Origin of the sequence: Microcoleus sp. S36a_B3, assembly GCF_036700745.1 — a bacterium.
Lineage (GTDB): Bacteria > Cyanobacteriota > Cyanobacteriia > Cyanobacteriales > Microcoleaceae > Microcoleus.
Map to the genome: position 1 here is coordinate 321542 of NZ_JAUBPN010000003.1, position 18187 is coordinate 339728.

15 protein-coding genes are annotated in these 18187 nt (G+C 45.1%); 13 read left to right on the forward strand and 2 right to left on the reverse strand.

Annotation, left to right across the window (positions count from 1 at the left end):
• Nucleotides 1–90 precede the first annotated feature (90 nt).
• Nucleotides 91–1068 carry an SPFH domain-containing protein gene (locus QUA01_RS05305; protein ID WP_333087312.1) on the forward strand — a complete coding sequence of 326 codons (978 nt, stop codon included), beginning with the start codon at nt 91–93 and terminating at the stop codon, nt 1066–1068.
• A 290-nt stretch (nt 1069–1358) separates the two neighbouring features.
• Here QUA01_RS05305 and QUA01_RS05310 read toward each other — a convergent pair whose 3' ends face one another.
• Complete coding sequence (locus QUA01_RS05310) at nt 1359–1751, reverse strand: Fur family transcriptional regulator (RefSeq protein WP_194009360.1); 393 nt, start codon at nt 1749–1751, stop codon at nt 1359–1361.
• A gap of 392 nt (nt 1752–2143) precedes the next feature.
• On the opposite strand from QUA01_RS05310, the gene purS reads away from it, so the two are divergent.
• Nucleotides 2144–2428 carry a phosphoribosylformylglycinamidine synthase subunit PurS gene (purS, locus tag QUA01_RS05315; protein WP_333087492.1) on the forward strand — a complete coding sequence of 95 codons (285 nt, stop codon included), beginning with the start codon at nt 2144–2146 and terminating at the stop codon, nt 2426–2428.
• 332 nt (nt 2429–2760) lie between these two features.
• Nucleotides 2761–3462 carry a phosphoribosylformylglycinamidine synthase subunit PurQ gene (gene purQ, locus QUA01_RS05320; protein WP_333087313.1) on the forward strand — a complete coding sequence of 234 codons (702 nt, stop codon included), beginning with the start codon at nt 2761–2763 and terminating at the stop codon, nt 3460–3462.
• Between the two features lie 492 nt (nt 3463–3954).
• Here purQ and QUA01_RS05325 read toward each other — a convergent pair whose 3' ends face one another.
• Nucleotides 3955–6537, reverse strand: coding sequence for a PhoD-like phosphatase (locus QUA01_RS05325; protein ID WP_333133021.1), 2583 nt, complete (start codon nt 6535–6537; stop codon nt 3955–3957).
• 288 nt (nt 6538–6825) lie between these two features.
• Here QUA01_RS05325 and QUA01_RS05330 point away from each other — a divergent pair, with 288 nt between their 5' ends.
• The 10 genes from QUA01_RS05330 (at nt 6826) to QUA01_RS05375 (ending at nt 18123) form a co-directional block, all read left to right on the forward strand.
• Complete coding sequence (locus QUA01_RS05330) at nt 6826–8982, forward strand: CBS domain-containing protein (RefSeq protein ID WP_333087315.1); 2157 nt, start codon at nt 6826–6828, stop codon at nt 8980–8982.
• An 806-nt stretch (nt 8983–9788) separates the two neighbouring features.
• Nucleotides 9789–10655 carry a ferredoxin:protochlorophyllide reductase (ATP-dependent) iron-sulfur ATP-binding protein gene (bchL, locus tag QUA01_RS05335; RefSeq protein ID WP_333087316.1) on the forward strand — a complete coding sequence of 289 codons (867 nt, stop codon included), beginning with the start codon at nt 9789–9791 and terminating at the stop codon, nt 10653–10655.
• 31 nt (nt 10656–10686) lie between these two features.
• Nucleotides 10687–12279: a DUF5331 domain-containing protein gene (locus tag QUA01_RS05340; protein WP_333133019.1), complete on the forward strand. Its 1593-nt coding sequence runs from the start codon at nt 10687–10689 to the stop codon at nt 12277–12279.
• Nucleotides 12280–12434: 155 nt separating this feature from the next.
• On the forward strand, nt 12435–12773 hold the full coding sequence (locus QUA01_RS05345; protein WP_333087319.1) for a hypothetical protein: 339 nt from the start codon (nt 12435–12437) through the stop codon (nt 12771–12773).
• Nucleotides 12754–14163: a ferredoxin:protochlorophyllide reductase (ATP-dependent) subunit N gene (locus QUA01_RS05350; RefSeq protein ID WP_333087320.1), complete on the forward strand. Its 1410-nt coding sequence runs from the start codon at nt 12754–12756 to the stop codon at nt 14161–14163. The genes QUA01_RS05345 and QUA01_RS05350 overlap by 20 nt, the downstream gene beginning before the upstream one ends.
• A 73-nt stretch (nt 14164–14236) precedes the next feature.
• Nucleotides 14237–15964: a DNA methyltransferase gene (locus QUA01_RS05355; protein WP_333087321.1), complete on the forward strand. Its 1728-nt coding sequence runs from the start codon at nt 14237–14239 to the stop codon at nt 15962–15964.
• An 86-nt stretch (nt 15965–16050) separates the two neighbouring features.
• A complete protein-coding gene (locus tag QUA01_RS05360; RefSeq protein WP_041623453.1) occupies nt 16051–16254 on the forward strand; it encodes a type II toxin-antitoxin system HicA family toxin in 204 nt (67 codons plus the stop codon).
• Nucleotides 16226–16591: a type II toxin-antitoxin system HicB family antitoxin gene (locus QUA01_RS05365; RefSeq protein WP_333087322.1), complete on the forward strand. Its 366-nt coding sequence runs from the start codon at nt 16226–16228 to the stop codon at nt 16589–16591. The genes QUA01_RS05360 and QUA01_RS05365 overlap by 29 nt, the downstream gene beginning before the upstream one ends.
• Before the next feature lie 281 nt (nt 16592–16872).
• Complete coding sequence (locus tag QUA01_RS05370) at nt 16873–17931, forward strand: hypothetical protein (protein ID WP_333087323.1); 1059 nt, start codon at nt 16873–16875, stop codon at nt 17929–17931.
• Nucleotides 17932–17988: 57 nt separating this feature from the next.
• A complete protein-coding gene (locus tag QUA01_RS05375) occupies nt 17989–18123 on the forward strand; it encodes a hypothetical protein (protein ID WP_333087324.1) in 135 nt (44 codons plus the stop codon).
• The last annotated feature ends 64 nt before the right edge of the window (nt 18124–18187 follow it).

The window sequence follows — 18187 nt, forward strand, 5'->3', positions numbered from 1 at the left end:
AGTCATTAGTGAACAACAGTCAACAGTTAACAGTCAACAGTCAACAGTCAACAGTTAACATTCAACATTCAAAATTGATAGGAGGCAACTGTGGAACAATTATTTTTACTCGTGTTTTTAGCATTAGGCGGTTCAGCCCTCGCAGGTTCCGTCAAGATTATCAATCAGGGAAATCAAGCATTAGTAGAGACTTTAGGTAAATATAATGGCAAGAAACTCGAACCTGGTTTGAATTTTGTGACACCGTTTTTCGATCGCGTAGTTTACGAGCAAACTATTCGGGAAAAAGTCTTAGATGTTCCCCCGCAAGCTTGTATTACCCGCGACAACGTTTCGATCACGGTTGATGCTGTGGTTTACTGGCGAATTGTAGACTTGGACAAAGCCTGTTACAAAGTTGAGAATCTTCAGTCAGCAATGGTAAATATGGTGCTGACTCAAATTCGCGCGGAAATGGGTCAACTGGATCTCGAACAAACTTTTACGGCTCGTTCTCAAATTAATGAAATCTTGCTCAAAGATTTAGATATTGTTACCGATCCTTGGGGAGTGAAAGTAACGCGGGTAGAATTGCGCGATATTATCCCTTCTAAAACTGTACAGGAATCGATGGAATTGCAGATGGCAGCCGATCGCCGGAAGCGGGCGTCGATTTTGACATCCGAGGGCGAACGCGAGTCAGCAGTTAACAGCGCCAAAGGTAAGGCGGAAGCGCAGGTTTTGGATGCAGAAGCGCGCCAAAAAGCTACTATTTTGGAGGCGGAAGCTCAACAAAAGGCGATCGTCCTGAAAGCCCAAGCAGAACGCCAAAGTCAGGTTTTGAAAGCACAAGCTACTTCTGAGGCCTTGCAAATTATCGGCAAAACCCTGCAAAACGACCCCAATGCGCGGGAAGCTTTACAGTTTTTGTTAGCTCAAAACTATCTGGATATGGGCTTAAAAATTGGCAGCAGCGACAGCAGCAAGGTGATGTTTATGGATCCGCGCAGCATCCCCGCTACGATGGAAGGATTGCGATCGATTGTGAGCGATCCTGTTACTAACAATGAGTTGAAGAATTTGTCTTAGTGGGTTAAAATAGGCGATTAAAATTGCTTTTTTTTAAATAAAGTCCGCCGCAGGCTAAGAGTTAATTCAACTCGCTTGGAGTGGTATTGTCTGACAAGAAGCGATTTCAATCGCCGAGCAACCAATAAGATGATTCGGCGGTTGAAATCGCCAGAAAGTCAAACAAAGTCCGCCGGCCCCGACTGGTTCATAAAGGGTATCCCAAACCCGGATTTGGTATAACTAACAACCAATTACTAATAACTAATGACTAATGACTAATGACTAATGACTAATGACTAATGACTTATTTAAGATTCTTGAGCCAAAGTACACCGATCGCACAATCCGAAAAATTCCAATGTGTGATAATAAATTTTGAAAGAATGAGATTGTTGTAATTGGCTTTCTAAGTGATGAACCGGGCACTCATCGATCGTGATGGATGCGCCGCATTCGAGACAAGTGAGGTGATGTTGGTCTTGATGGGCGGCACCGTAGAGAGATTCGCCGCTAGCAAGGGTTCTGACGTGAACGAACCCCTCTCGCTTTAAACCGTCGAGGGAGCGGTAAACGGTTGCTAAGCCCATGCTTTGGTCGCTGTTACGCAGTTCTAAGTAGATATCTTGCGCTGAGAGCGATCGATTCATGACTTTGAGCAAGTTTAAAATACGCTCCTGACTGCGGGTGCGGTTGGTTCTCATAATTTTTTTGTGTAATCTGCTGGAATCACATTTGTCCCTGCTTCTAGGCTATCTTACTCGGGAGAGTCAGTTGGTTTTAGATTTTAGATTTTAGATTTACTTGCTGCAGATTAATCTGGGAACACCAACAGCAGTCTAAAATTTTGGGTACTCCACGACGATTTTCGGGGAGCATCTGGTGGCGTTGATAGTGCGATCGTCCCCGAAGAGCGAGTACAATACGGGAGCGGGAAGGCTCGCACGCTCAATAAAAAAATGCTTTTTGGCAAACTGAGATGCTCCCTATTTTCCGGGGATGGTAGCAGTTTATTGGAGTTCCAAGGTCGATCGCGCGCAACCTGGTTGTAGAATACAAGGGCGCTAACTTGCACATCACCCACCGCAACATTCCCGTGACTCAGAAATATCTTGCCCAAATCTATGTTACCCTCCGCCCTTCGGTTTTAGACCCGGCCGGCACTGCCGTACAGTCCGGTTTGCAACACATGGGATACGACAATGTTGAGGGCGTCCGCATCGGAAAGTACGTTGAATTGACGCTGACTGCTGCGGGCGAATCGGAGGCCCACGAACAACTCGATCGCGTTTGCGACCAACTTTTGGCAAATCCAGTTATTGAGAATTATCGCTTTGATTTGACTGCAATTCCTGTTGCTGTGGAGACAGTGGCGGCATAAATGCGATCGTCCCTAGCGTGTTTTTAAACCCGGAGACCCCCCCCTAACCCCCCTTAGTAAGGGGGGGATAAGAGGGTTCTCAAATTCTTTGTTAAAAACACGAAAACTACGAGCACTCAAACTCCCCCTTCTTAAGGGATTTAGAGGGATCTAGACTTTGATACAAGCGAGAGAAACCTAAGATTTCAGTCTTAAGTTAACACCTCTTCCCTCGGACTGATGACGTTGGACGGAAAACTCGGGCGGGACAGCAAAACATGACGTTGGACTAATGACTACTGACTACTGACTACTGACTACTGACTACTGACTTCTTCCTTCAACATCTGCTTATGAAATTTGGAGTTATTGTTTTTCCCGGTTCAAATTGTGATCGCGATGTGGTGTGGGTAACTCAAGGGTTGCTGCACCAACCGACGCGGATGATTTGGCACGAAGATACCGATATTTCGGATATTGACATCATTGTAATTCCCGGCGGTTTCAGTTACGGAGATTATTTGCGGTGCGGCGCGATCGCCCGTTTTTCTCCGGCGATGCGGGCTACTGCGGAACACGCGAAACAAGGAAAGCTTGTATTGGGCATTTGCAACGGTTTTCAGGTGTTGACTGAAGCTGGTTTATTGCCCGGTGCTCTGGTGCGGAATGCGGGATTGAATTTTATTTGCGATCGGGCTTCTTTGAAAGTCGAACGCGGTAATACTCGTTGGACTGCGGCTTATACTTCCGGTGAAATCATCGATTTGCCGATCGCCCACGGCGAAGGAAATTATTATGCTGATCCGCATACATTAGCAGAGTTAGAAGAGCACAATCAAGTGCTATTTCGCTACTGCACAGAGGCGGGAAAAATTAACGATGCTGGCAATCCCAACGGTTCGTTAAATAATATTGCGGGCATTTGCAATCGGGCTGGCAATGTGTTAGGAATGATGCCGCATCCTGAGAGGGCTTCCGATCCGATGTTGGGCGAAACTGATGGAATCAAATTGTTTCAAGGGTTGCTGATGGCAACTGTGGCGGCTGTTTTGTAGTCCATCTTTGCCTATAAAAAAAAACTGTTTGTAGTAAGGACTTTAGTCCTTCTCGATATGTTAAGAAAGCAAGGAGTACGGAAAACACATCGAAACTCAGCAAAAACTAATACAGATTTTGATGGGATTCGGGGTGATGTGCGGTTTCTGGAGTTGTTGGGATAAAGGCGTGTCAGTAGTTACCCACTCCGACAAAGAAACCGGGTTTTTACCTAATTTTTGGACGAGAATCAAGTATTGTCGTAAAAAACCCGGTTTCTGGCGCCGCGCCACCTAGCAAAGAAACCGGGTTTTTACCTAATTTTTGGATTTTAATGAGATATTGTCGTAAAAAACCCGGTTTCTGGCGCCGCGCCACCTAGCAAAGAAACCGGGTTCTTACCTAATTTTTGGATTTTAACGAGATATTGTCGTAAAAAACCCGGTTTCTGGCGCCGCGCCACCTAGCAAAGAAATGGTTGAGGGGCGATCGGGTTTCTCACCGCCGGGAATCTAATCATTTTGATCCAATCCTAACGGCACAAAATACTGGCTGTAAACCACACTATCAGGCTCCCAAAGAGGCCGCCAATAGACATTCTGGATCACGGCCTTCTCCCCATCACCCTCAGCCGGCCACTGAAAACTGACGATCGCAATATTACTGTATCCCACAATCTCATCACCCTCTTGTAGCCAGCGATTCCGCCACAACAGCGCTATAAAATTCCACCACCTATGCAGCCACGACAATTGTTTATTTTTGTGAGTTCTAGTTGACATCTCACCATTTTCATGAGGCAAAAATACCCTAGCTTTTTGTCGTTTCATCCAGTCAATTCGATAGCCCCAATCAGGAAAAGATTGCCTATTCCTCACAGCAGCAGCCACAGCCTTCTTTCTGCTACCTCTCGAAATTTTCACCAACTCCAGCGGCTCGTTCCATCCCAAACATTCGTGCGATCGCTCTGGAAACACCGACTTAACCTTAGTATGAATCACATGAGTTTTCCACTCTTCATTAATCAAAGCACTAGCCGTTAACTGCGCCAACACAGAATATTTTCTACCTGCGCTTTGAGATTTTACATCGAACTCAGATGCAGGAGACAAACACTCAACATCCGGGCGACAAATGCCAAAATGCTTGTCAGACCAATAACTCAGCCGCACAGCAGCAGCATAGTGAATATCCCCCGTCAAAACAACCACCCGATCGCGCTGCTTAAAAAACTCCGACAACAGCTTCATAAAAGCCAATTCATGAAAATTCCAAGCATCCCCCGCATCACTATTAAAAACCTTTCCCTGTTTCAAATCTAACTTTTGCACCGCATCAATAATCCACAAACCCACCAAATTAGTCGGCAAAACTACCAGCGTCGCCTCAATCTTAAACTCCCCAGTTTTATTCAACAAATCAGTCTCCCGCAAAGGCTGCTGAATTTGCTCTTCAAAACCCTTGTGAGTCAAAAGCATCGGTGGATCGATCGCACTTTTCACCGGATATCCCCGCCAAGTCCGCGTATCCAGCACAATCACCTCATGCTTAAAACTTCTCACTGTAAAATGCCAACTCAAAACCTCACTTACGCCGTCACAATCGCGATCCAAAATCAAAACATCATCATCTAACTTTAACTTCGGCAAACCAGTCTCAATATCAACCGCCGGAATCCCCAAATACGAAGCCGCCTCTTCCCAAACAGCAACATCAGTCCCCGCCGAATTCGACCACTTTTGGGCAGCCTTTAATAACTTATCTCCGACATTTTCGCGATCGAACTGTGCGGGCGTATTTCCCCAAGCCTGAAACACAGCATAAGCCAGCAAAGCATTCTGCACCACCCGGCGGCCAAGCGGCTTACCCAGCACCCGGTAACACCACTCCCGATTCAAATACCAATCATCACTAACATCATGATCGTCACAAATCATATAAGTCGGAATATTAGCCAGCGCCCGCCTCACCCTCCACAAATTGCCAGCAAAACCGCCAAGTTCAACAACTTCTCTATCCCAGACTTTTGCCAGCTTAGAATCTAGACAAATATCCTTACCCTTCGGAAAATTATCGCACCAAAGTACAGGCGACCAAACTAACAAATACATCGCGCAATATTCGCCCAAACCGAACAAATGACTTTTCGCCTTGTCCGGTTTATTCACCAACATGGCCGTAAAGCCGCCAAAATCTCTGGCAATATCGCTGCGAGTCCCCGGCTTTAACTCAATTGGCTTTTTGTAGTCAGACTCAGCCTTAGACTGTTTCCCAATAGGCGACTCTCTAAAAATTTCCCTTTTTTGGCCAACTACATTTTCGTTTTCTGAATTTTTAGGTATACTGATACACAAATTCAAATTCTTTTTTATTTGGGCATCATTCATCAGGGGCATATTTTCTTCCCAGCCCAAAAGTGTATCGCCAGCATCCGTCAAAGCCCACAGCAGGGGATCTGCAACGTCATCCCCGTAAATTTGGTCGCCTGTTAAAAACAGTTGGTGGGGACGGAAATTTGCCATTCCTGCAAACTGTGCGATCGAATTATCCAAGATTGGCAGCGCATCTCTGCCGTCTCCCTGGGGCTTGCGACAAGAACCGTGAACAATACGCAAATAGTTTAAATCTTGCGGTGGCAGGGCAAAAGTCGGCAACCCGTGAGGGAAATAACCGATCGTCTCCGGCGAGGAAACTGACAAATTAGGGGATGCAGGCCACAAGCAAGAAAGGAGATTTTCTTTCTCTTTGTCTGGAAGTGCAACCTCCGAGGGCGAATCAGGACTTGCAGCAAACTCTATGTCATAAGCATAAATTTTTCCGTATGTCAAGACTTTGCTGTCGATCAGTTGAGCCGTCACGGCCACTACGTGCAGGTATTTCCCGATCGCCACGGTAGTGTTCGTACCTTGGAGTAGCGGTGCACCGAGAATTTCGCCGGTGCCGCCCTCAGTCGCATAAACCTTGAGTTCTACTTCGCGGGGTGCTTTCAGAGCCAGCCAAACTGTCACCGCCCCTGTTTCAGTCCGGCGCAAAATCGGGCCGGCCAGGATGAGCGGCAAGTGATGAATTCGATGATTTAATGGTGTCCACGACATAGGATTAAAAAAAAATAAAATAAAATTAGGGGTTTTCTAGCAATTCAGATGTGAGGCGATCGATCGACCGCAAGTCAATTTTCCATTTTCTATTTTTTATTCACTCCATTTACTTCACAGATCGATCGCCAGAGTCCGAACATCAGTCGAAAATTGGGGGCTTTCCACCACAGCCAGGGGGAGGGTTGTATCTGTTTATCGGTCGGGTAAACCGCTTAATTAATGCTAATTCTGGCAACCCGCGCGCGCAAAATTGTAACAAGTCATTAAGAAAAATTAATAATCACCATGCTACAAGAAGAACATTTACAGCATTTCCTAGATTCAGTCCCGCAACAAGTAATTAAACCATCAGAATCCCCTGTAGAGCGCAACAGCCCACCGCTCTACTTCTCACCTTTAGATCGGGCGATCGACCGCCACCCCCTCACAGTGGCTCCAGAAACCCCGATCGCCCAAGTGTTAGCTCTCATGAACCCGATGCGCGTCTCGTGTCAGCTTTGTAGCGAAAAACAAAAAGCTCTTCCGGGCCCGGCAAAGCGCAGTTGCGTCATAGTTGTGGAGGACGATCGCCCGATCGGCATTTTTACAGAAAGGGATATCGTCAAGCTAACAACCGTCGAAGCTTGCGCCATCAAACTGACAATTGCTGATGTCATGACTCGATCGCCAATTACCCTCAAACAATCCGAGTCTCAAGACATCTTCACAGCTATGTTCACCTTGCGCCAGTACCAAATCCGGCACTTACCCGTAGTGGATGACGGCGATCGACTCGTGGGCATCATCACCCGCGAAGCCATTCACGAAGCCCTGCAACCGGTCAACTTACTCACGAATTTACGCAGTGCAGAAGATGTAATGACTAAGGAAGTCATTTGTGCCCCAGAAACTGCCTCAGCCCTCGATTTAGCCCTGCTAATGGTCAAACATCGAGTTAGTTGTATCGTCATTGTCGAAAAACCAATTCAGCATCCACAGCGGGCGATCGTACCAATAGAAAATTACCTTATTCCCGTCGGCATTGTCACCGAACGCGACATCGTGCAGTTTCACGCCCTCGAATTAAACCTCTCCCAAATTTCCGCCGCTGAGGTGATGAGTGCACCTTTATTTTGTATATCTCCTGTCGATTCCCTCTTCCGGGCCCACCAAGAAATGCAGCGACACGGAGTCCGCCGTTTGGTAGTAGTTGGCAGTCAGAGAGAACTTTTGGGTGTCATCTCTCTCACAAGTTTGCCGCAAGTTTTTAACCAATCTGAAATGTACGGGACGATCGAGCTTTTGCAGCAAGCAGTAGACGATCGAGCCGCCCAATTGCAGAAAACAAACCAACTTTTGCAGCAAGAAATTTTAGAGAAGCAGCGCGCCCAAGAAGCCCTGCGCCAAGCCCACGACGACTTAAAAAAACAAGTTGAAGAACGCACGGCCCAACTTTTAGAATCAAACGAATTATTGAGACGAGATATTATTAAGCGCCAGCGAGTCGAAGAAGTGCTGCGGACAAAGCAAACTTGCTTGAAAAATCAAGCACAGCAATTAGAAGAAACAGTGCGGAAATTGCAGCAAACTCAAAGTCAATTAGTCCAAACCGAAAAAATGTCTTCTTTGGGACAAATGATTGCCGGTATCGCCCACGAAATTAACAATCCCGTGAATTTTATCTACGGCAATCTTTCCCACACCAATCATTACATCAAAGAATTGATCAAACTCTTGGATCTTTACCAGCAGCACTATCCCGAACCAGCCTCGGAAATTCGGGAAGCAGCAGCAGAGATGGAAATCGATTTTTTGGTGGAAGACTTAGCTAAGATGCTGTCTTCAATGCAAGTAGGAACCGAACGCATCCGCCAAATAGTTTTGTCCATGCGTAATTTTTCGCGATCGGATCAATCTAACGTCAAACCCGTTGACATTCACGAAGGACTCGACAGCACTTTGTTGATTTTGCAGCACCGACTCAAAGCTCAAGGCAGACATCCAGGAATTCACATTATTAAGGAATACGGCGATTTGCCCCGCGTCGAGTGCTGTGGCAGTCAAATAAATCAAGTCTTTATGAATATTCTCGGTAATGCGATTGATGCCTTAGATGAAGAAATCTATAACGGGGAGTGGGCGAAGAGAAACGGGGAAAATCCACCACCGTCAATTCCTAGTTCTCCATTGACTATTCCCGCTATTACCATTCGCACTGAAGTTGTTGGCGATTCTGTAACGATCCGGATTTCTGACAACGGGCGGGGCATACCGGATGACATTCGCAGCCAATTATTTGACCCATTTTTTACTACCAAACCAGTCGGTAAGGGTACGGGTTTGGGGCTGTCTATTTCTTACCACTTAGTTGTAGAAAAGCACCGAGGGCGGCTTGAATGCGTTTCCGAAGCCGGACTCGGTACTGAATTTGCGATCGAAATTCCGATCGCCAGCACTCATTAGTTGTTAGTTGTTTGTTGGCAGTTGTTTGTTGGCAGTTGTTTGTTGGCAGTTGTTAGTCATTAGTCATCAGTCATTAGTCTGATTTTGGAGGAAGAAGGAAGATTTTCCTCATCTCCCACTCTCCAGCAATCTGCCAAATCTCCCAAATCTGCCAAATCTCCCAATCTCGCCCAAATCTCCCAGTCCCCCAGCCCGTCGTGCTAAATCCTAAAAATTCACAATTTTTTACATAACACCAGAAACCCTAGCAAAATCAATCTTTCCCAATCTCAAATCGAAAAATGCAAAATCTCAAATCGTCTAACTTTGGCATCCCCATACCCAATTAATCGAACTCACTCTCCCCTTTGGCTCATCTACCAGCGCCTTTGTGCGCGTTCCCCTCGCGCCGTACAAGTCATCAACTGCCCGCATCAGAGCCCCGAAGCCAAAAGCCCAGATTGTTGGAGAAGTTAATTTTTGTTTTATTTTTGTTCCTCTTTAACCAAAAAAAGTATTATAAAATTAACTTAGAATCTAAAAAAAAGCTAAAAATTGATTTGTAAATCAAAAAAGCAGCTAAGATTCCTGAAGATGCAAAATAAATCAAATTACTAGCATTTTCATTTGTCAGCCCCCTTTCTTTTCCTCGCAAGTTAGCTAATAATGCTTTCAACGAGCTAAGACACGGCCGACCCCCAAATAGACAAAAATGGCATAGCAGTAGGGGCATTGGAGGAAAGGCTATTTCATTTGGGCGATCGCAACATCAAAGTGCGAAACCCCAGCCCCGATCGTTTTGATAGAAACCTATAGGAGAACAAAGAGTGAAACTCGCAGTTTACGGAAAAGGTGGAATTGGCAAATCGACAACAAGCTGCAACATCTCCGTTGCCCTAGCCAAGCGCGGCAAGAAAGTTTTGCAAATCGGTTGCGATCCAAAACACGACAGCACATTTACCCTCACAGGCTTTTTAATACCCACAATTATCGACACCCTTCAGGAAAAGGACTATCACTACGAAGACGTTTGGCCTGAAGATGTCATCTACAAAGGCTACGGCGGCGTTGACTGCGTAGAAGCAGGCGGCCCCCCGGCAGGAGCTGGTTGCGGCGGCTACGTAGTCGGAGAGACCGTTAAACTGCTCAAAGAACTCAATGCCTTCGACGAATACGACATCATCCTGTTTGACGTGCTCGGCGACGTAGTGTGCGGCGGTTTTGCCGCCCCGTTGAACTACGCCGACTACTGCATGATCGTCACCGACAACGGGTTCGACGCATTATTCGCAGCCAACCGCATCGCCGCCTCAGTCCGCGAAAAAGCCCGCACTCACCCGTTGCGACTCGCCGGTTTAATTGGCAACCGCACATCCAAGCGCGACTTGATTGACAAGTACATAGACACCGTACCCATGCCGGTGCTAGAAGTGCTGCCCCTGATTGAAGACATCCGCGTTTCTCGCGTCAAAGGTAAAACATTGTTTGAGATGGCCGAAAGCGATCCATCCCTAAACTACGTCTGCGATTACTACCTCAACATCGCCGACCAGATTTTGGCAATGCCTGAAGGAGTAGTGCCCAACGACACGCCCGATCGCGAATTATTCTCCTTGCTGTCAGATTTTTATCTAAATCCTGTACAACCAGTGGTCAAGAAGGAGGAAGATGAGCTAGACCTGATGATGGTTTAATACGTCTAGCGATCAGGATGAGGATGAGGTTATGGCTTTTTTTGATACTTTTTCAGTTGCTCTCAAACAGAAGTGGTTGGACTACTACCAGACGAATCGCGCTTGGCTGCTCCTGCACATGACGGCTGACAACACGGTCGCTACACCCGACGGCGGGAAAAGGCCTGTTTCTTACCTCATCCTGGGAATTGCGGCTGCCCTGGAGCCGGAACTCCAGCAACTAATGCTGCCCTTCTCAAAACTAAAGCCGGATGCAGACAGTCTGATAGAAGTGTTGGGGCTAAATTTTGACCCAGACATAGCGCTGGGTATGCCCTCAATTACCGGACTGCAGACTGCAGGCGAATCTCCCGCACCCACAGCAACTCCAACAGTAACTGCTGCACCCACAGCAACTCCAACAGTAACTGCTGCACCCACAGCAACTCCAACAGTAACTGCTGCACCCGCAGCAACTCCAACAGCAACTGCTGCACCAACAGCAACTCCAACAGCAACTGCTGCACCCGCAGCAACTCCAACAGCAACTGCTGCACCAACAGCAACTCCAACAGCAACTGCTGCACCCACTGATGCGAAATCGAATCAATTGGGCGGTGCGGTATTAGCAGCCGGAGTAGTCGCGGGAGTAGCCGGAGTCGCCGGTCTGGTGGCTGCTAATGCACTCAGTTCCGAGGATGAATCCTTCGATGAGTTTGAGGAAGAAGCTGTCTCTGACTTCGACCTGGGCGATGACGAGGAAGAAGCTGTCTCTGACTTCGACTTGGGCGATGACGAGGAAGAAGCTGTCTCTGACTTCGACTTGGGCGATGACGAGGAAGAAGAAGCCTCGGCTTTGGACGGTCTCGACCTCGGCGACGATGAGGAAGACGCCTTATCTGACTTCGATATGGGCGATGACGAGGAAGATGCCGTATCTGGCTTCGATATGGGCGATGACGAGGAAGAAGAAGCCTCGGCTTTGGGCGGTCTCGACCTCGGCGATGACGAGGAAGAAGAAGAAGAAGTCTTGGCTTTGGGCGGTTTCGACCTCGGCGATGACGAGGAAGAAGAAGAAGCCTTGGCTTTGGGCGGTCTCGACCTCGGCGATGACGAACTCGACCTCGGCGATGACGAGGAAGAAGAAGCCTTGGCTTTGGGCGGTCTCGACCTCGGTGATGACGATGAGGAAGAATCCTCGGCTTTGGGCGGTTTCGACCTCGGCGATGACGATGAGGAAGAAGCCTCGGCTTTGGACGGTTTCGACCTCGGCGATGACGATGAGGAAGAAGCCTCATCACAATTTGGGACTTTGACCTCTGGAGACCTCGAAGCGGCGATATCCGATCCGTTTGGGGAAGAAGAGCCAAATTTTGTCGCCGAAGAAATACCCGATCCGTTTGGGGCATCGACTTCAGATGACCTAGACCTAGACCTGGATCTGGGCGACTTGGACGATGACGGTATGGACGATTTCTCTCTGTCTGATGATGATGATGACCTCGACGATCTCGGACTGGACGATCTGGGAGAAGCAACTACCGGAGATCCTGATGAAGATGACTTAGATGCTCTAGGTCTCGGCGATTTGGATGTCGATGATGAAGATGAAGAAATTTCGGGTTTTTTGTCTGATTTTAAATGAGGTTGTTGCGATCGCCCAAGGCTATCTTAGTCTGAAATTTGTCCGCTCTATTTGTGAGTTGTGAGTTGCGAGTTGTTAATTTTTAATTAACTCAAACTCACAACTATCAAAAGGGTTTTTAGCTTAGCGAGTTGAAAAACAAGGCTCTCCCCGCAGTGAGAGATTGTAGACCCTCGTACCGAATTTTTGAAGTTCAATTTGGGATGCTGCGGCTGCATAAATATTCAGTTTGCTGCATCTATATTGTCAGAGGACTTGCGCCAAAACCAGGTATTTCTATTATTGTTCGCTGCAATTCGAGCGCGATCGCACAAAACAGCTATTTTCTCGCCGCTGCACCTTTTATCCTTAGAGATGAAAAAAACCTATGCTTTTCCGCAGCAAGAGATGCGATCGCCCAAAACAAGTATTTACTCGATCACGCGCCTGTCCAGTTCGAGACTAAAAACAATTTAAAGGGAGAACACTTGAAATATGACTGCTATTACTACTAACGAACCCGAAGCTTTAAACTTTGAATGCGAAACCGGCAATTATCACACATTTTGTCCCATTAGCTGCGTAGCTTGGCTTTACCAAAAAATTGAAGACAGCTTTTTCCTAGTCATCGGTACCAAGACTTGCGGCTATTTCTTGCAAAACGCAATGGGCGTAATGATTTTTGCCGAGCCCCGCTACGCGATGGCTGAGTTGGAAGAAGGCGATATTTCCGCTCAGTTAAACGATTTTGATGAGTTGAAGCGGCTGTGCTTGCAAATTAAGCGCGATCGTAACCCCAGCGTCATTGTCTGGATCGGCACCTGCACCACCGAAATCATCAAAATGGACTTGGAAGGGCTAGCACCCAGACTGGAAGCAGAAATCGGCATTCCCATCGTCACAGCCCGCGCTAACGGCCTAGATTACGCTTTCACCCAAGGGGAAGATACCGTTTTAGCGGCGATGGCTGCTAAATGCCCTGAGAAAGCGCCAGTGATGGAATCTCAAAAAGTAGAACGCAATGCCATCTCTCAACTGCTGAATTTCGGCAAGAAAAAAGAGGAAGTTGCAGCAGATGAATCCGAATATGTCAAGCACACACCGCTGGTACTTTTCGGTTCTTTGCCCGACCCAGTTGTCACTCAGCTAACCTTAGAATTGAAGAAGCAAGGAATCAAAGTTTCCGGTTGGCTTCCTTCCAAGCGCTACACTGAATTGCCAGTTTTGGAAGAAGGCTATTATGTATCGGGCATGAATCCGTTCTTGTCCCGTACCGCTTCTACCTTGATGCGCCGTCGTAAGTGTAAGCTAATTGGTGCGCCATTCCCCATCGGGCCAGACGGCACTCGCGCGTGGATTGAAAAGATTTGCTCAGTGTTGGGAATTGAACCCAAAGGTTTAGACGAACGGGAAGCGCAAATCTGGGCCGGCTTAGAAGATTACCTGCAAATAATTCGCGGCAAATCTGTCTTCTTCATGGGCGACAATTTGCTAGAGATTTCTTTAGCGCGTTTCTTGATTCGCTGCGGCATGACTTGTCCCGAAATCGGCATTCCCTACATGGACAAACGCTATCAAGCTGCTGAATTGGCTTTGTTAGAAAAGACTTGTCACGAGATGGGAGTTCCTACTCCTCGGATTGTCGAGAAACCAGACAATTACAATCAGCTACAACGGATTTACGAGCAAAACATCGACTTGGTGATTACTGGTATGGCTCACGCTAATCCTTTGGAAGCGCGGGGAATTAATACTAAGTGGTCAGTTGAGTTTACTTTTGCTCAGATTCACGGCTTTGGTAATGCGCGGGATATTTTGGAGTTGGTGACTCGCCCGCTGCGCCGGAATAATTCGCTGAAGGATTTGGGTTGGGGTAATTTGGTGAAGAATGAGGCGAAGGTTTAGTAAAAAAGAATGGGGTTAGTAAGAATAACCCCATTCCTTTTTCTTGTTAAAATTAATTAAGTCTAAGTGAATTATGAAACGTCTCTACTATGGTGACAATTTACAAGTTTTAAGAGAACACATATCTGATGAGTTTATTGATTTAATCTATCTCGATCCGCCTTTTAATTCTAAGGCTGATTATAATGTGCTATTTAAAAATGCTACTGGTGAACGTTCAGAAGCTCAGATAACTGCTTTTGAAGATACTTGGACATGGGGTATCGAATCTGAGCATTTTTTGGATCAATTAAGGGATAAGAAAGGTGAATTATATGAATTATTAGATTTATTGGTGAGGACGTTAGGGAAAAACTCTCTTTCTGCTTATCTAGTAATGATGGCAATTCGCTTATTAGAATTGCATCGGGTTTTGAAATCTACAGGTAGTTTATATTTACATTGCGATCCTACGGCTAGTCATTATTTAAAGATGATTTTAGACTTAGTTTTTGGAGCAGATAAATTTAGAAATGAAATTATCTGGAAACGTACTGGCTCTCACGGCGGAGCTAAAAGATGGGGGCCAGTTCACGATATTATATTGTTATATACAAAATCCAAAATTTATACATGGAATCAAGTTTATCAAGATTATGATGAAGATTATGTTAAAGGCTTCTATAAATTTGAAGATGATAAAGGGTGTTATCGACTGGTAACACTAACAGCAGCAGGTGTCAGAAAAGGTGATTCTGGTAAGCCTTGGCGGGGTGTTAACCCTACGGATGTTGGTCGTCACTGGGCATTACCTGTAAAGGCAATTGAAAGCTTAACTAATAGCATTTATAAGTCATTATCAACACAAGAAAAACTAGATATTCTCGATGCTAATAATCTAATTTATTGGCCAGTTAAAGGGCGAGTACCACAATGCAAGAGATATTTAGATGAAGCTCCAGGCACACAGATACAAGACATAATTAGTGATATTAAGCCTGTCTCTTCACAAGCTAGAGAACGTCTCGGCTATCCTACCCAAAAACCTTTAGCTTTATTAGAAAGAATTATCCAAGCTAGTAGTAATAAAGGTGATATTATACTTGATCCCTTTTGTGGATGTGGTACTGCAATACACGCCGCCGAAAATTTAGGCAGAAATTGGATTGGAATAGATATTACTCATTTAGCAATTGCCCTGATAGAAAAACGCTTAAAAGATGCTTTCCCTGATAAATTTATTCAAGATGAAAATAAAAATCAAAAGTTAGTTCCTGGGATTGAATTTGAGGTAGAAGGTACACCAAAAGATTTAGATGCAGCATTAGATTTATTTGAACGTGACCCCTATCAATTTCAATGGTGGGCTTGTTCTCTCGTTAATGCACAGCCATACAAAGATAAAAAGAAAGGTGCTGATGGTGGTATAGATGGATTAATCTTTTTTGAAGATGTAGTTGATATCAAAAAATCGAATAAAACAGCCGTCAAGAAAATTATTGTTAGCGTCAAAGGAGGTAAAAATATTAACGCATCTATGATTAGAGATTTGCGAGGAACAATGGAGACAAATAAGGCTGATATTGGATTATTTGTTACTCTCACTACTCCCACTAAACCCATGATTAAGGAAGCAGCATCATCAGGATTTTATAAAGCTGGAAATGGTAGGGATTACGCGAAAATTCAAATTTTAACTATTGAAGAATTATTAACTAAACAGAAAAGACCAGAATTTTTCGATATGAAACAGGGAGAATTGACATTTAAGAAGACGCAAAGGGAAAATCAGGATATGGGAGTACAGGGTGAGTTATTTTAGGAGAGCAACCTATGTTACAAAATCTTGTGTATGCTCTCAACAACTTGCTCTAGGAAGTCAATCGCCTCATTAACTAATAGTTCATCGTGTGCTATATTCTAACAGCTTTTGGCTTTGAAGAAAAGCGATCGAAAGGAAGTCACCATACTTTCCGAAATGCTGATGGATTAAAAATTACAGTTTCTAAAAAAGGTGGTAAAAAGGTAAAAGGAGTATACGTCAAGCAAATTGTTGTGCTATTAAAACTGGAGGAATGGAGTGATGAATCAGAAGATGAAAGTCAAGCTTAAATCTCTAGACTATTACTTGAGTCTTAAATATCCTATCAGTTTTTATCCAGAATCCGAAGGTTATACAGCTATAATCAAAGACCTTCCTGGCTGTATGTCTCAGGGTGAAACTTTATCGGAAGCGATGGAGAATATTCAGGAAGCTAGGGAATTATGGATAGAAACAGCTTATGAGTGTGAAGATGAGATTCCTTTACCTACAACGGAAGTTGAGTATAGCGGAAATTTATCGTTGCAAATTCCTAAATCTCTACATTTAAGTTTAGCAGAAAAAGCGGAAAGGGAAGGAGTGAGTCTTGACCACTACATTCTGCTTGTGTTAAGTAAAGCAGGCTAAAAGATCATCAGATAAGGACGATTGACTTTGAGGAACTGTTAAAGGGCGATTCCCTTCGGGATAGCTTCGTTTCACGCTCTTTAATTTTTTTATGTACCGCTGATGCTGGCGGATTAACACAGATTAACACGGATGAAGAGTGCGATCGCAGTTTTAATTTCGCTCCACCTACTTATTTTCCCAACCCTTCCAGAATCCCAGGCTACTCCCCCGCAACACAATTCAGGAAACGCCGCCTATAATCAAAACTAGCCCCCATTCTCATCACTTGTAGAACCGCCATGAGTCGAGAAAACGAAAAAATCAGCTATTCCGAAAAAACAGAACGCCTCAAGGTGCTCGCTCAGTTTATCAAAACCGTGACACCGATGATTTGGACAGTTGTCATTCTAGTAGTCATCATTCCCCTATTAGGTAACTTTCTAATTTCCCAGTCACTAACAAATACCGGAACCACAGCAGTTGTAGTCTCGCCGCCACACGATTTTAGCAAAGTCAACCAAGACATTAAAAACGCCATCCAAAAATCCCATATAACAGCAGAAACTTTTGCCTCAAAAGAGTTGGACAAATGGGAAAGCGAAGTAATTGCACGAGTAGACAACAGTTTCCTCGATTGGTACTTCGATTACTTCAATCAAAAAAAGATGGAGTTTACAGTCCCTTTCACTTTCGTCAAATCCGCCGTATTCAACAAATTTGACATGACAGCAGCATCTCAATCTGTTGCTGAAAAATTAACCGAAGACTTCCAAAGAGAATTTGCTAACCGCGTGCTGGTTCCCAAAAATGCTCAAATGCGATTTCAATTAATCACTCAAGATACTGCTAACTTGTACATAGCCGAAGTTAGCAAAAATGTCAAAGTAGTTCAAAACAACTATAACATACCGCAGGTACATTGGGACAAATATCTTAACGATATTGCCACCACAATTAATGACCAAGGAAACATTTCTAATTTATCATTAAAAGTATTAGTTGGCGGCAGCGGCTACTTAATTGCCAAACCCTTAATATTAGGAATGGCTGCAAAAATTGGCAGCAAAGTTACCGCAAAAGTTGCCAGCAAAGCCGCAGCCAAAGTAGCTACAAAAACAGGCGGTACAGTTGCAAGTCAGTTGGGAGTAGGTTTAATCGACCCGATTGTCGGCATCGGCATTATCATCTGGGATTTGTGGGATTACAATCACACAGTCACAGTAGAAAGACCGATTTTGCGGGAACACATTGTAGAATACTTGAAAGATGTCAAAAAATCCCTGCTCACAAATCCTGAAACTGGAATTATGGCAGCAATTTATCAGTTGGAAAGCGGCATTTTAAAGTCAGTTTCATAGACTGTAACTCCCTAGGATTTTCCAAGCAAATCTCTCTAGCCAATCACAGCATCATCTATGAACAAAACCCCTGCAAAAGCAGATATCATATTATTTCCGTTCGATTTACCGCAATCAGATTCGTTCGTAGTGCGGACTGAAGTCCGCAAAATGAAAGCCTATGCAAGTCCGTACTACGAACCTTTTTTGTGACGATCGCAAACCGGAAATGATATCATGCTTTTAGGGCGAGAAGTTGTGCTTGATAAGTTTAATA